14 protein-coding genes are annotated in these 13,086 nt (G+C 69.6%); all 14 read right to left on the minus strand.

Going from position 1 to position 13,086, the window contains the following annotated elements; genetic code table 11:
• Window positions 1–566, minus strand: a 566-nt coding sequence (gene ybeY / locus AX750_RS18850; RefSeq protein ID WP_082737733.1) for an rRNA maturation RNase YbeY, incomplete at its 3' end; no start/stop codon positions are given.
• The gene (locus tag AX750_RS18855; protein WP_082733163.1) at window positions 563–1,660 is read right to left on the minus strand and encodes a PhoH family protein; all 1,098 of its coding nucleotides are present in this window, start codon (window positions 1,658–1,660) and stop codon (window positions 563–565) included. The genes AX750_RS18855 and ybeY, both read right to left, overlap by 4 nt.
• 207 nt (window positions 1,661–1,867) lie before the next feature.
• The gene (miaB, locus tag AX750_RS18860; RefSeq protein WP_066718989.1) at window positions 1,868–3,253 is read right to left on the minus strand and encodes a tRNA (N6-isopentenyl adenosine(37)-C2)-methylthiotransferase MiaB; all 1,386 of its coding nucleotides are present in this window, start codon (window positions 3,251–3,253) and stop codon (window positions 1,868–1,870) included.
• A gap of 106 nt (window positions 3,254–3,359) precedes the next feature.
• Window positions 3,360–4,169 (minus strand): lysophospholipid acyltransferase family protein, encoded by an 810-nt coding sequence (locus AX750_RS18865; RefSeq protein WP_067254850.1) that lies wholly within the window; start codon window positions 4,167–4,169, stop codon window positions 3,360–3,362.
• A gap of 19 nt (window positions 4,170–4,188) precedes the next feature.
• A complete protein-coding gene (locus tag AX750_RS18870) occupies window positions 4,189–4,686 on the minus strand; it encodes a GNAT family N-acetyltransferase (protein ID WP_066718983.1) in 498 nt (165 codons plus the stop codon).
• Between the two features lie 66 nt (window positions 4,687–4,752).
• Window positions 4,753–5,436 (minus strand): tRNA (adenosine(37)-N6)-threonylcarbamoyltransferase complex dimerization subunit type 1 TsaB, encoded by a 684-nt coding sequence (gene tsaB / locus AX750_RS18875; RefSeq protein ID WP_066718972.1) that lies wholly within the window; start codon window positions 5,434–5,436, stop codon window positions 4,753–4,755.
• 67 nt (window positions 5,437–5,503) lie between these two features.
• Window positions 5,504–6,064 carry a NifU family protein gene (locus AX750_RS18880; protein WP_066718969.1) on the minus strand — a complete coding sequence of 187 codons (561 nt, stop codon included), beginning with the start codon at window positions 6,062–6,064 and terminating at the stop codon, window positions 5,504–5,506.
• Window positions 6,065–6,173: 109 nt separating this feature from the next.
• A complete protein-coding gene (locus AX750_RS18885) occupies window positions 6,174–6,668 on the minus strand; it encodes a universal stress protein (protein ID WP_066718966.1) in 495 nt (164 codons plus the stop codon).
• A 92-nt stretch (window positions 6,669–6,760) separates the two neighbouring features.
• Window positions 6,761–7,822 (minus strand): tryptophan--tRNA ligase, encoded by a 1,062-nt coding sequence (trpS, locus tag AX750_RS18890; protein WP_066718963.1) that lies wholly within the window; start codon window positions 7,820–7,822, stop codon window positions 6,761–6,763.
• A gap of 90 nt (window positions 7,823–7,912) precedes the next feature.
• The gene (murJ, locus tag AX750_RS18895; protein WP_066718961.1) at window positions 7,913–9,484 is read right to left on the minus strand and encodes a murein biosynthesis integral membrane protein MurJ; all 1,572 of its coding nucleotides are present in this window, start codon (window positions 9,482–9,484) and stop codon (window positions 7,913–7,915) included.
• A gap of 24 nt (window positions 9,485–9,508) precedes the next feature.
• Window positions 9,509–10,819 (minus strand): ATP-dependent protease ATPase subunit HslU, encoded by a 1,311-nt coding sequence (hslU, locus tag AX750_RS18900; RefSeq protein ID WP_066718955.1) that lies wholly within the window; start codon window positions 10,817–10,819, stop codon window positions 9,509–9,511.
• Window positions 10,816–11,358 carry a GNAT family N-acetyltransferase gene (locus AX750_RS18905; RefSeq protein WP_245282443.1) on the minus strand — a complete coding sequence of 181 codons (543 nt, stop codon included), beginning with the start codon at window positions 11,356–11,358 and terminating at the stop codon, window positions 10,816–10,818. The genes hslU and AX750_RS18905 overlap by 4 nt, the downstream gene beginning before the upstream one ends.
• Entirely contained in the window at window positions 11,355–12,431 is a 1,077-nt protein-coding gene (locus AX750_RS18910) for a hypothetical protein (protein ID WP_066718952.1), read from the minus strand. Before AX750_RS18910 ends, AX750_RS18905 begins: the two co-directional genes overlap by 4 nt.
• Complete coding sequence (gene hslV, locus AX750_RS18915) at window positions 12,428–12,997, minus strand: ATP-dependent protease subunit HslV (RefSeq protein ID WP_245282444.1); 570 nt, start codon at window positions 12,995–12,997, stop codon at window positions 12,428–12,430. The genes AX750_RS18910 and hslV overlap by 4 nt, the downstream gene beginning before the upstream one ends.
• Window positions 12,998–13,086: the final 89 nt, after the last annotated feature.

A 13,086-nucleotide genomic window follows, 5' to 3' on the forward strand; every position in this document is an offset into this window, starting at 1 on the left:
GGCGGGGTGACGAGTTCGCCGTCGGCATAGGGGTCGGCGATTCCGAGGCGGGCCAGAGCCGCGACTTCGAGCCCTTCCATCCGCTCGGCCTCCGTTTCGGTTTCGTGATCTTCGCCAAGCAGATGCAGCAGGCCGTGGATCACGAGATGGCTGAAATGATCTGCGATGGCCTTGCCCTCGGCCTCCGCCTCGCGCGCGACCGTTTCATAGGCGATGACGATGTCGCCGAGGACGGGGCTCGCACCGATCCGGTCTGCCGGAGCGGCCGGGAACGACAGGACATTCGTCGCCTTGTCGAAGCCGCGCCAGTCGCGGTTGACGATGCGGATGCGCCGGTCGTCGGTCAGCAGCAGGCTCAGTTCGGCGCCAGGAAGGGGCTTGACCGGAGCCACGGCCAGCGCGGCCTCGATCGCCTCTGTAGCATGGGCCCGCAGCGCCGGCAGGTCGCCCAGCGCGCGCCATTGCCGCGACTGCGCCCGCAGGGCGAGTGCGGGCGGCACGGGAGGCTTGTCGGAACGGATCTCGGGGCGCGGCGCCGAACGCCGCGCGCGAGGTCGATCGGTCATCGCGGCCGCTCCCGCGACAGGGTCCGCTTCAGGCCATCCATCTCGTCCTCCACCGGCGCCTGCGGGAGCGGCGCGCGCAGGCGCTCCTCGCGCTCCTCGCGCTCGCGCCGGGCAGCAGTCTCATAGGCCATGACGATGCGGCGCACGAGGTCGTGGCGGACGACGTCGCCCTCCTCGAACTTGGCGTAGCCGACGCCCTCGACGCCCGAGAGCAGCTTTACCGCCTCGATCAGCCCCGAGCGCTGGCCCGGCGGCAGGTCGATCTGGGAGGGGTCGCCGGTGATGATCATGCGCGAGCCCTCGCCCAGGCGGGTGAGGAACATCTTCATCTGCACGGAGGTCGCGTTCTGCGCCTCGTCCAGCAGCACCACGGCATTGGTCAGCGTCCGGCCGCGCATGAAGGCCAGCGGCGCGATCTCGATCATGCCGGTCTGCAGCGCGCGCTCGACATGGCGCGCTTCCATGAAGTCGTTCAGCGCGTCGTAGATCGGCCGCAGATAGGGATCGACCTTCTCGCGCATGTCGCCGGGCAGGAAGCCGAGCCGCTCACCCGCCTCCACGGCGGGGCGCGACAGGACCATGCGCTCGACGACGCCCTGCTCGATCAGCGACACCGCATGGCCGACCGCGAGCCAGGTCTTGCCAGTGCCGGCCGGCCCTTCGGCGAGGACGAGCTCGTTGCGCTTGAGCTGGCGCAGATAGGCGTCCTGCGCCGCATTGCGCGCCCGCACGGGGCCGCGCTTGCGCGTGACGATCGCGTCGAAGGAGGCCTTGCCGGCATCGGCCGCCGGAAACAGCGAGCGCTGCACGTTGCTTTCCTCGATCGCGCCGTCGACTTCGCCCAGGGTCACGGGCGCGCCGGCCTTGGCGCGTGTGTAAAGCGTTTTCAGCACGCGCCCGGCCTGCTCGGCGGTCTCGCGCGGCCCCTTGACCGTCGCATGGTTGCCGTTGGGGCTGATGACCACGCCCAGCCGCCGCTCGAGATGGGCGAGGTTCTGGTCGTAATGGCCGAACACGAGGCTGGCGAGGCGGTTGTCGTCGAAGGAGAGCAGCACCTCGGTCGCCGGCAGCCCATCCCGCGTCAGCCCGTCGATGCGTGTCGGCGTCGCCTCGCGGCGGGGGCTGCGGTCCGGGCGGGGTGTCGTCGTGTCAGCCTGTGCCAATGGCGTCGTCTCCCTGGCGCCTGTTCCGGCCGGACAGGAGCGTGAGGCCGGGTCGTCTACCCTGTGCAACGATCATATCAGCCGGTGCGACGGTGGCAGGCTGATGACAGGGACGCGTGGAACGCAACGGAACGGGGCTCACGCGGCGATATCCTCGGAGGAGGGCTTGCCTGCGGCAGCGCCGGTCGCCTCGGCCTTGCGGCCGAACAGCGAGTTGGAGCCCGCCCGCTCGATCACCACCTGCACGAGCTCGCCGATCTGATTCGTCTCCGTCTCGATCTGGACAGCCTGAAGGTAGGGCGATTTCCCGGCAAGCTGGCCGGGATGGCGCCCCGCCCGCTCCAGCAGCACGTCGACGGTGCGTCCGACCATCGCATGGTTGAACGCCTGGCGATGATGTTCGATCCGGGCCTGCAGCCGGTGCAGCCGCTCGTCCATCACCGCGGCCGGGACGGCGTCGTCGAGCTCGGCGGCCGGCGTGCCCGGGCGCGGCGAATACTTGAAGGAATAGCTCGAGGCGAAGCCGATCTCGTCGACGAGACGAATCGTGTCCTCGAAATCGGCATCCGTCTCGCCAGGGAAGCCGACGATGAAATCCGAGGACAGCGCGATATCGGGCCGCGCCTGCCGGATTCGGTCGATGAGCCGGCGATAATCCTCGGCGCTGTGCTTGCGGTTCATCGCGGCGAGGATTCGGTCGGAGCCGGCCTGCACCGGCAGATGCAGGAAGGGCATCACCTGCGGCAGGTCGCGATGCGCGGCGATGAGATCGTCGTCCATGTCGCGCGGATGGCTCGTGGTGTAGCGGATGCGGGCGATCCCCGGCACCTCGGCGACACGGTGCATCAGCCGCGCCAGGCCCCAGATGCGACCATCCGGCCCTTCGCCGTGATAGGCATTGACGTTCTGGCCGATCAGCGTGACGTCCTGCACCCCCGAGGCCGCCAGCCGCTCGATCTCGGCCATGATCTGCGCCACCGGCCGCGAAAACTCGGCGCCGCGCGTATAGGGCACGACGCAGAAGGCGCAGAACTTGTCGCAGCCTTCCTGGACCGTGACGAAGGCGGAGATGCCGCGCTGGCGTATCGCCTGCGGCCGCGGCGCGGGCAGATGGCCGAACTTGTCGTCGATCGGCAGGTCGGTATCGACGACGCGCCTGGCGCGCGCCTGCTCCAGAAGCTCGGGCAGGCGGTGATAGGCCTGCGGCCCGACGACGAGATCGACCGCCGGCTGCCGCCGCTGGATCTCCGCGCCCTCCGCCTGGGCGACGCAGCCCGCGACGATGATGCGCGTGTCCTGCCCCTCCGCCTTCTGCGAATTCTTGATGTCGCGGAGCTTGCCGAGTTCGGTATAGACCTTCTGCACCGCCCGGTCGCGGATATGGCAGGTGTTCAGCAGGATCAGGTCCGCGCCCTCGGGCGTCGCCGTCTCCTCGAAGCCCTGTTCGCCCAGGATGTCGGCCATGCGCTGGCCGTCATAGACGTTCATCTGGCAGCCGAAGGACTTGATATGAACTTTCTTCATCGCGCCGGGTCTGGTCTCCAAACCGTCTCCTTACTCCGGATCGCGCCGCGAGGGAACGCCCGGCACGGCTCCGGGGGCCAAGCAACGACCGGGCCAGCAGCGGGCATCACGGCAGCGGCCGCCCGCTGACGGTTTCCTGGCGCGCCTTGCGGATCGTCTCCTGCGCCCGGCGGGTCGCTTCCTTGCGCGAGGTGGAACGGCCCATCGCGATCGGCTCGCCCCAGGCGAGCTCGACGTCGATCGCCCCGGCGCGCAGGATCGCCTGCAGATGCGGAACGAGCGGGGAGTCGCCATACCAGGCCAGCGCCGCGCGTTCGAAGCGTCCGCCCGCGATGCCGTGAAAGCCCGTATAGCTGATCGTCAGCGGATAGACGGCCACGTCCGCCTCAGCATCGGACTCGCCCTTGCCCAGCGCCTCATGGGCCGCCCCGAGGAGCGAGGAACGCAGCGGCCGGATGCGGGTGCCGTCGCCCGTCGTGCCCTCCGCGAAGAGCACGACCGCCTCTCCGGCGGAAAGCCGCTCGCCCATGGTCGCCGCGACGTCGGCGGTCGCCGCCCGCCGCGACCGGTCGATGAAGACGGTGCGCTGAAGCTTGGCGAGAACCCCGATCACCGGCCAGCCCGCCACCTCGCTCTTGGCGACGAAGCTGAGCGGCCTTTCGGCGCCGAGCACGCAGATGTCGAGCCAGGAGACGTGGTTGGAGACGATCAGCCCGGCCGCGCCCTTCGGCGGCGGCGTGCCGCGCACGCGCCGCCTTACGCCGAGGCAGCGCAAGGTCATGCGGTGGAACAGGCGCGGGATGGCGGTGGCGCGGGCGGGCGCCAGCCGCATGACCAGCCATTGCACCGGCAGCAGCGCGACCGTGCCGGCGGCGAAAACCGCGACCCGCAGGAGCGCGCCGGGCGGCAGCGACATCATGGCGTCAGCGGCGGGGTCACGCCAGGTCGAGCCGCATGGCGACGGCGGTGGCCCTGCTGCCGTCGGGCTTCGGATAATAGCCCTTGCGCCGGCCGACCTCGCGGAAGCCGAGATGGCGGTAGAGCCGCTCGGCCGCGACATTGCCATCCTCGACCTCGAGGAAGACCTGCGCGACCCCGTTCCCCGCCAGGCGGGAGAGGTGGGCGCCCAAGAGATTGGCGCCCAGACGGTTGCCGCGATGGGCGGGCGCGACCACGATCGAGAGGATCTCCGCCTCGTCGGCGGCCTGGCGCGACATCACGAAGCCGGCCGGTCGAGTCTGGTGACCGGTGAAGACACCGTCCGCCGCGACGCTGGCGTCGCTCAGCAGGGCGGCGCATTCGCCCGCCTCCCAGCCGCGCGCGAAGCCGCCCTGGCCATGCAGCGCCGCCACGTCGCGGGCGTGGCGCGCGTCGAGCCGCGCCGTGCGCGCCGGGCAGGATTCGGGATGGAGGAGTCGCCGCAGCCAGTCCATGGCGCTTGATGGCACAGCCCGGGGGCGCGGCAAATACCCTTGCGTCATCGGGGCGTTTCGCCCTTCTCAGCGCCGCGGCAGGCGCGCGCGGTCCTGCGGCGTCGTCTCCGGGGCCTTCAGATAGAGCGGCCGCGGCGGTGCCTGTTCCGGATCCGCGATCAACCCCAGCCGGGCGACCCAGGTCACGTCGGGCGCCCGCGAATCGTCGATCACCAGCGCATCGAGCCCGATCGCCCAGGCCTCGTTGGCGACGGCCAGCGCAGCCGAGCCGACGAGGCTGACCGGACCGGCCCCGATGGCGCGCGCCGCATCGCGATAGCTCACCTGACGTAAGGCAACGATCGGCCGGCCCTCCGAACTCAGCGCCTGGAACCAGACCTGGCCGTGCTTGGCGTCGAGCGCGGCGGCGATCACCCGCCCGCTCTCGCGGCCGACCAGAGGCGCGGCGCAGGCGGCGAGCGTCGTCACGCCCACGGCTGGGATCTTCGCGGCGAAAGCGATCGCGCGCGCCGCGCTGACGCCGACGCGCAGGCCGGTATAGCTGCCCGGTCCGACCGTCACGGCGACACGCCCGAGCGACGAGAACCCGCCCGGAACAGCTTTCATCACGCGTTCGATCAGCGGCATCAGCGCCTCGGCATGGCCGCGCTCCATCGCGACCTGCTCGATCGCGACGGGTTCGGCCGCCCCGGCCTCCAGCACGCAAGCCGAGCAGGCGCCGAGCGCGGTGTCGATCGCGAGAATGCGCATCAGCCTAGGCCTTGCCTGTCGGGTAATCTTGCACGCGGGACGTCATTCTCGACAGGCGGCTAGGTGATCAGATCGCCTCGACTTCCCGCACATCCGGCAGGAAGTGGCGCAGCAGGTTCTGGATGCCGTGCTTCAGCGTCGCGGTGGACGAGGGGCAGCCCGAGCAGGAGCCCTTCATCGCGAGATAGACCGTGCCGTCCTTGAAGCCGCGGAAGGTGATGTCGCCGCCGTCGCCAGCCACCGCCGGCCGAATGCGTGTCTCGAGCAGATCCTTGATCGTCTCGACGGTCTGGGCGTCCTCGGGCGCGAAGAACTCGCCCTCTTCCGTAACGTCCGCCTGCGAGCCGCTCGCCAGCACCGGTGCGCCGGACATGAAATGCTCCATGATCGCGCCGAGGATCGCAGGCTTCAGATGCGGCCACTCGCCGCCGGCCTTGGTCACGGTGATGAAGTCCGCGCCGAGGAAGACGCCGGACACGCCCGAGACGCCGAAGAGGCGCTGCGCCAGTGGCGAGCGCTCGGCCTGCTCGGCGTCGCGCAACTCGAGCGTGCCGTCCGGCATCACGGTGCGGCCGGGCAGGAACTTCAGGGTCGCCGGGTTCGGCGTGGCTTCGGTCTGGATGAACATGCTGGAGTCTCCGGTCCCGGACGGTTCAAGGCCGCCGTTCCATCGGCGAGATATAGGCGCCTGTCGCGAATCATTCCAGCGCGAAGCGGGTGGGCCGCAGCGCGCACCGTCATGCCAGCGCGTCGATTTCCTCGTCTTCGAGGTGGCCGGGCACGATCGCGACGGGAATCGGGAAGCTGGCGGCCGATTTGCCGGCGAGCGCGCTGACCAGTGGTCCGGGGCCGTCGCGGCCGGCACCGGCGGCAAGGACGAGCAGCGAGATGTCCTCGTCGGCCTCGATCAGCTTGACCACCTCGTCCGCCTTGTCGCCGGTGCGCACGACGCGCTCCGGCTCCAGCCCGGCGAAGGTGCGCACCGCTTCCGCAGCGGCGTCGATCAGCTTTTCGGCCTCGGCCTCGGCCTCCGCCTGCATGACCTCGCCGACGCCGAGCCAGGTCTCGTGCTCGGGCGGCTTGATGACGCCCAGAAGCACGATCGCGGCGCCCAGCCGCGCGCAGCGGCGCGCCGCGAAGCGGACCGCCTTGGCGCATTCGACGCTGTCATCAACGACCGCGAGGAATTTCGGGCGATGGCCCGTCTCGTAGGACCGCCGTCGCTTTACCATCGATCTCGCCCTGCCGCCGCTTCGGGAACGGACATGGTGGCTCGCGCCGCAACGTCAGCGCAAGCCCGCGCCTTGAGGTCGGGCCGCACCGATCAGCCGCGCCGCACGAAGCCGACGATGTCCTTGACGTCCCGCATGATGGGGGCGGCGATCGCTTCCGCCCGCTCTGCGCCCGCGCCGAGAATGCCGTCGATATGGCTGACATCGGCCAGGAGCCGGCGCATCTCGCCGGCAATCGGCGCGAGCTTCGCCACGGCGAGATCGACCAGTGCCGCCTTGAAACCGGAGAACTGCCCGCCGCCGAACTGGGCGAGAACCTGCGCCTTGGTCTGGCCGTTGAGCCCGGCATAGATGCCGACGAGGTTCTCCGCCTCGGGCCGGCCCTCCAGCCCCTTCTCCTCGGATGGCAGCGCGTCGGGGTCGGTCTTCGCCTTTCGGATCTTCTGGGCGATGGTCTCGGCATCGTCGGTGAGGTTGATGCGCGAATTGTCCGAGGCGTCGGACTTCGACATCTTCTTGGTGCCGTCGCGCAGGCTCATCACCCGCGGCGCCGGCCCCTGGATCATCGGCTCGGGCTGCGGGAAGAAGCCGAGCTCGCCCGTGCCGAGCCCCTTTTGCGCGATCTGCGCACCGAAATCGTTGTTGAACTTCTGGGCGATGTCGCGCGTCAGTTCGAGATGCTGCTTCTGGTCCTCGCCGACCGGCACATGCGTCGCCTTGTAGAGCAGGATGTCGGCGGCCATCAGCACGGGGTAATCGTAGAGGCCGACCGAGGCGTTCTCGCGATCCTTACCGGCCTTTTCCTTGAACTGCGTCATCCGGTTCAGCCAGCCGAGCCGGGCGACCGTGTTGAAGATCCAGGCCAGTTCCGCATGCTGCGGCACCTGGCTCTGATTGAAGATGATGCTGCGCTGAGGGTCCACGCCGGCCGCGACATAGGCCGCCGTGACCTCGCGGGTGGCGCGCGTCAGTTCGGCCGGACCGCCCCAGACGTCGAGGCCCTGCGTGATCGCGTGCATGTCGACGACGCAATAGATGCACTCATGCGTCTCCTGCATCGCCACCCAGTTGGTCAGCGCGCCGAGATAATTGCCGAGATGCAGCGTCGAGGTCGGCTGCATGCCGGAGAAGACGCGCTGGTGAAAGGTCGCCATCGGGGCGCTCCCGCAAGGGTGGGGTCGTCTGGAGTGCCGCGTTCTGGCCGAAGCCCGCCCGAGGCGCAAGGGCAAGCCTGGCCTCTGGCGTCAGATGGGCTTGCCGAGGCGGCTGAGCTCGCGCAGGCGGAAGGCGCCGAGCATCCGTCCCGCTGCCGCATAGACGAGGCCGCCGGCGCAGCACAGGGTCAGAAGCGCGGCCACGCGCCACAGCAGCGCCGACCGGGTCGAGAGAGCTTCCTCCAGCCAGGGCATCAGCGCCGCGAGCGCCGCCACCATGAGAACGCTCGCAGCCAGCACGGACAGGATCGGCCTGAGCAGCGGCAGGCGCGGTCGCCAGAGTCCGTCCCGCGCGAGGAAACTTCCGAGCACGCAGGCTTGCGTGACGAAGGCGAGCGTCGCGGCCGCGGCGGCATTGGTGGCAGGCATGGGGAGCACCGACAGCCGCCCGGCCAGGATCGCGACGCCGAGTGCCGCCAGCCCGGCATAGAGCGGCAAGCGCGGCGTCTGGCGGGCAAAATAGACCTGGGCGAAGACCTTGGCGATGACGGCGAATGGCAGGCCGGCGGCAAAGGCCTGCATCGCAGCGGCCGTTCGGATGCGGTCGATCTCGGTGAAGCGACCGCGCTCGAACAGGACGGAGATGATCGGCTCCGCCAGCCAGCCGAGGGCAACGGCGGCGGGGATCGCCAGCGCCAGCCCCAGCACCAGAGCGCGGTTGATCATGTCGCGTCGGCCGGCCGCGTCGCCGCTGGTCTCGCAGACGGCAATGGCCGGCAGCAGCACCACGCCCATCGCCACAGCCACGAAACCGAGCGGTAGCTGGAAGACCCGGTCGGCATAGTAGAGCCATGACACTGCGCCCGGCTGAACCGAGGCGATCTGGGTCGACACCAGCAGCACGAGCTGCGAAGTCGATGCCGCCAGCAGGGCCGGGCCGCCCAGCCGCAGCAGTCGTGTCATCGCGGGCGACCAGCTCAGCCGCGGCCGGACCAGCGGCATGTTGCCGTACCAGAGCGCGACGATGATCATCAGGAGGTGCAGGGCGCCGCCGAGACTGACGGCGGCGGCGATCAGCGCGGCCCCCTGCACCGAAGGCATGCCGGTCGTCAGCGCGACGATCAGGGCGGCGATCAGGACAAGGTTGAGCAGGGACGGCGCCAGTGCGGCGACGAGGAAGCGTCCCTCCGAATTGAGCACCGCGGCGAGCAGCGAAGCGAGCGTGGTGAAGGCGAGAAAGGGCAGCGCGATCCGCGTGTATGCCGTTGCCATCGCGAGAGTCTGGGGCGCGTCATGGAAGCCGCCCGCGATGGCGAGCACCAGCCAGGGCGCGAGCAGCAGGCCGAGTCCCGTGGCGGCCCCGACGCCGAGCGCCAGCCAGGCGAAGGCCTCGCCGACGAAGCGCCGCGCGGCTTGCGCGCCCTCCATGGTGCGAAGATCGAGATAAACCGGCACGAAGGGCGCGTTCAGCCCGCCCTCGCCCAGCACGCGACGCATCAGATTCGGCAGGCGGAAGGCGACGAGAAAGGCGTCCGCCACCGGCCCGGCGCCGAGCATCCGCGCGATCAGCATGTCGCGCGCGAAACCGAGCAGGCGCGACAAGACCGTCGCCAGCCCGACGACGAGCGAGTTGCGGGCGAGCTTCGCGGGTTCCGCCGGCATCGCCGCCCTTCCTTCAACGGTGGGTTACAGAATGAACCGGCTCAGATCCGCGTTCTTCGCGAGATCGCCGATGCGGGACTGCACATAGGCTGCGTCGATCGTCACCGTCTCACTGGAGCGGTCGGGCGCCGTGAAGGAGATTTCGTCGAGAATCCGCTCGATCACCGTCTGCAGCCGCCGCGCGCCGATGTTCTCGACGGTGGAGTTCACATCCACGGCGATGCGCGCGATTGCGTCGATCGCATCCGGCGTGAAATCGACGCGCACGTCTTCGGTCGCCATCAGCGCCACGCTCTGCTTGATCAGGCTGGCCTCGGTTTCGGTCAGGATGCGCCGGAAATCGTCGACGTCGAGGGGCGAGAGCTCGACGCGGATCGGCAGGCGACCCTGGAGTTCGGGCAGGAGGTCGGACGGGCGCGAGACGTGGAAGGCCCCCGACGCGATGAACAGGATGTGGTCGCTCTTCACCGCGCCATGCTTGGTCGCCACCGTCGTGCCCTCGATCAGCGGCAGCAGGTCGCGCTGCACGCCTTCGCGCGAGACATCGGCCCCGCTTTTGCCCTCGCGGGCGCAGATCTTGTCGATCTCGTCGAGAAAGACGATGCCGTTGTTCTCGACCTCGCGGATCGCCGCCTGCACGATCGCCTCCTGGTCGATCAGCTTGTCGCTTTCTTCCGTCAGGAGCGGCCCATAGGCATCCTTGACGAGGACGCGCCGGGGCTTGCCCTTCTGGCCGAAAGCCTTGCCGAACATCTCGGAGAGGTTGATCGCGCCGATCGAGGCTCCGGGCATGCCGGGCACCTCGAACATCGGGGCGCTGGGGCCCGCACCGGCGGCGATCTCGATCTCGATCTCCTTGTCGTCGAGCTCGTTGGCGCGCAGCTTGCGGCGGAAGGAATCGCGGGTGGCGAGGCTGGCATTGACGCCGACCAGCGCGTCGAGCACGCGCTCCTCCGCGGCCAGATGCGCCTTGGCTTCCACGTCCTTGCGCCGCGTTTCCCGTACCAGCGCGATCGCGATCTCGACCAGATCGCGCACGATCGACTCGACGTCGCGGCCGACATAGCCGACCTCGGTGAACTTCGTCGCCTCGACCTTGAGGAAGGGCGCATTCGCCAGCTTGGCAAGGCGGCGCGCGATCTCCGTCTTCCCGCAGCCGGTCGGCCCGATCATCAGGATGTTCTTCGGCGAGACCTCTTCGCGCAGCGGCCCTTCGAGCTGCTGCCGCCGCCAGCGGTTGCGCAAGGCGATCGCGACCGCGCGCTTGGCGTCGTTCTGGCCGACGATGAAGCGGTCGAGTTCGGAAACGATCTCGCGGGGGGAGAAAGAGGTCATGTCAGGTCTGAATCCTGCTGGAACTGCATGATGAGGACGCCGGGCGTCCGGCCTTCGAGATGGGGGACAGCTCGGAAGCCCGCCTTGCGATAGGCGGCGACGGCGCGCCCGTTATCCGGGTCGGGATCGATCAGGATTGTCTCGTGGTCTTGGGCCAGGAGGTTCACCGCAAACTGGCGCAGCGCGGCCGAGCCGATCCCCTGCGACAGCCGCTGCGAATCGGCCAGAGAGAGATCGACGCCGACGGCCTCGGCCGGGACCTCAAGGAGCCAGGGGCTCTCGGCGGTCCATGCGGGGATCTGGTGCGGACCGATCCGCCAGACCTGGATATAGCCCGCCGGCTCGCCATCAAGCATGATCAGGAAGGGCGAGCAGGTGTCGTCACGACCTTCGATCATGTCGCGGATGTAGCCGACTTCGGTCTTCGGATCGCCCCACCACTCCTGCCAGTGCGGCTGCGCAACCCAGCGCGCGAGCAAAGGCAGATCCCCGGCCTCGACAGGGCGGAAGGCGATGTCATGGGACACCGGCGCGCTCACGCGGGCTCCGCCGGCGGCAGTTTCGCCCGCAGCCCACCGAGCGGCACGCGCGGCAGCAGGAGCCGCCGCAGGCTGCGCCACCCTGCGGACAGCGCGAGCACCACCACTGCCAACCCGAGCAGCGTCAGCGGCAAATGCAGATCTCCGGAGCCGCCGCGCGAGATCAGATGCGCCACCGCGATGCCGGCATAGCTCAGCCCGGAGACGATCAGCGCCCGGCGGTCGATCACCAGCGCCACCAGCGCGAGCAGCGCGAACACCGCCAAAGTGGCGCCGGCGGCGGCCGTTCCCATGCGGCCGACATCGCCGATCGCAGCCTGCGTGACCGGGTGGACGATCAGCGGCGCAGCGAGCAGGTGCAGCCAGAAGGCGACGTCCGAGCGGCGGGTTCGACGCAGCGGATCGCTGAGGTCGAGCCGCATCGCCGCCAGGAAGATTGCGAGGCCAGCCGCGAGCGCGAGCGGATACAGATGGCCGCCGACGAAGCCTGGGGAGGCCCGCTCGATCAGCCCGGCTGCGATGGCCAGCCCTCCGAGCCCGCCGATCGCGCCGTCGATCGGCACGCGGAAGCGCCAATGGTGGAGCGCGGCCGCCAGGACCGTGCCGAGCCCGGCCCCGAGATAGCCCCAGCCATCCGCTCTTGCACCGGAGAAGCCGTCTCCTGCGACAAGCCCGATCGCGACCACGCCGAGAAAGCCGCCGGATGCGGCGAACATCAGCGCCAGCGCGATCGAGGGCAAAGCGAGGCGCATCCGGCGCGAGAACCACTCGGCCAGTCCCCAGGAGACGAGCAGCGAGGTCAAGGCGAAGACCTGGCCGAAGCCGAGGACGCTCGAAAGCCCCAGGACCGCGGCCGCCAGAAGCCCGACGCCGATGGTGACGAAAACGTCGTTGAACCCACCGATCAGACGGAAGCGCTCGTCGTCGGGGTCCGGCCGGGATGGGCTCTCGGCGCCGGGCGAGGCCGGCGACGAAGCAAGCCGCAGCCGGGCCAGATGGGCGATGCGGATCGCCTGGGCCCGGTCGATGACGCCGGCCTCGACGGCGGCGTCGAGGTCCTCTTCCAGGATCACGCCGCCTCCAGCGTTTCGATCACCAGCGAATGGTTGGTGTAGACGCAGATGTCGCCGGCGATCTTCATCGCCTTGCGCACGATCGCTTCGGCGTCGGGCTCGACATCGATCAGCGCGCGTGCCGCCGAGAGCGCGTAGTTGCCGCCGGAGCCGATCGCCATCACCGAGCCATGCTCGCTGGCCTCCGGCTCGAGCACGTCGCCGGTGCCCGAGATCAGCAGCGAAACCTCCTTGTCGGCGACCAGCAGCATCGCCTCTAGCCGGCGCAGATAGCGGTCGGTGCGCCAGTCTTTGGCGAGCTCGACGCAGGCTCGCAGCAATTGCGTCGGATACTGCTCCAGCTTGCTTTCGAGCCGCTCGAACAGCGTGAAGGCGTCGGCGGTCGCGCCGGCGAAGCCCGCGATCACCGCACCCTTGGCGAGCCGGCGCACCTTGCGGGCGTTGCCCTTCATGATGGTCTGGCCGAGCGAGACCTGCCCGTCGCCGCCGATCACGACCCGCCCGCTCTTGCGCACCATCAGGATGGTGGTCGCGTGCATCGTCGGGGCGGAGGAAGCGTCTGACATCGCGATTCGGCCTCGGCGGTTCGCGGGAGGGGAGCCGCCAACATGTTCAGCGGCGCCCGCGGTATCAAGGGGTGGCACCGCTTGCGCCC

Origin of the sequence: Methylobacterium sp. CCH7-A2 (genome assembly GCF_001557075.1) — a bacterium.
GTDB lineage: Bacteria > Pseudomonadota > Alphaproteobacteria > Rhizobiales > Beijerinckiaceae > Allobosea > Allobosea massiliensis.

Coding starts and splice junctions, on each gene's coding strand:
- miaB (WP_066718989.1), bottom strand. CDS start 3,253: ATGAAGAAAGTTCATATCAAGTCCTTCGGCTGCCAGATGAACGTCTAT.
- AX750_RS18865 (WP_067254850.1), bottom strand. CDS start 4,169: ATGTCGCTGCCGCCCGGCGCGCTCCTGCGGGTCGCGGTTTTCGCCGCC.
- AX750_RS18870 (WP_066718983.1), bottom strand. CDS start 4,686: ATGGACTGGCTGCGGCGACTCCTCCATCCCGAATCCTGCCCGGCGCGC.
- tsaB (WP_066718972.1), bottom strand. CDS start 5,436: ATGCGCATTCTCGCGATCGACACCGCGCTCGGCGCCTGCTCGGCTTGC.
- AX750_RS18880 (WP_066718969.1), bottom strand. CDS start 6,064: ATGTTCATCCAGACCGAAGCCACGCCGAACCCGGCGACCCTGAAGTTC.
- AX750_RS18885 (WP_066718966.1), bottom strand. CDS start 6,668: ATGGTAAAGCGACGGCGGTCCTACGAGACGGGCCATCGCCCGAAATTC.
- trpS (WP_066718963.1), bottom strand. CDS start 7,822: ATGGCGACCTTTCACCAGCGCGTCTTCTCCGGCATGCAGCCGACCTCG.
- murJ (WP_066718961.1), bottom strand. CDS start 9,484: ATGCCGGCGGAACCCGCGAAGCTCGCCCGCAACTCGCTCGTCGTCGGG.
- hslU (WP_066718955.1), bottom strand. CDS start 10,819: ATGACCTCTTTCTCCCCCCGCGAGATCGTTTCCGAACTCGACCGCTTC.
- hslV (WP_245282444.1), bottom strand. CDS start 12,997: ATGTCAGACGCTTCCTCCGCCCCGACGATGCACGCGACCACCATCCTG.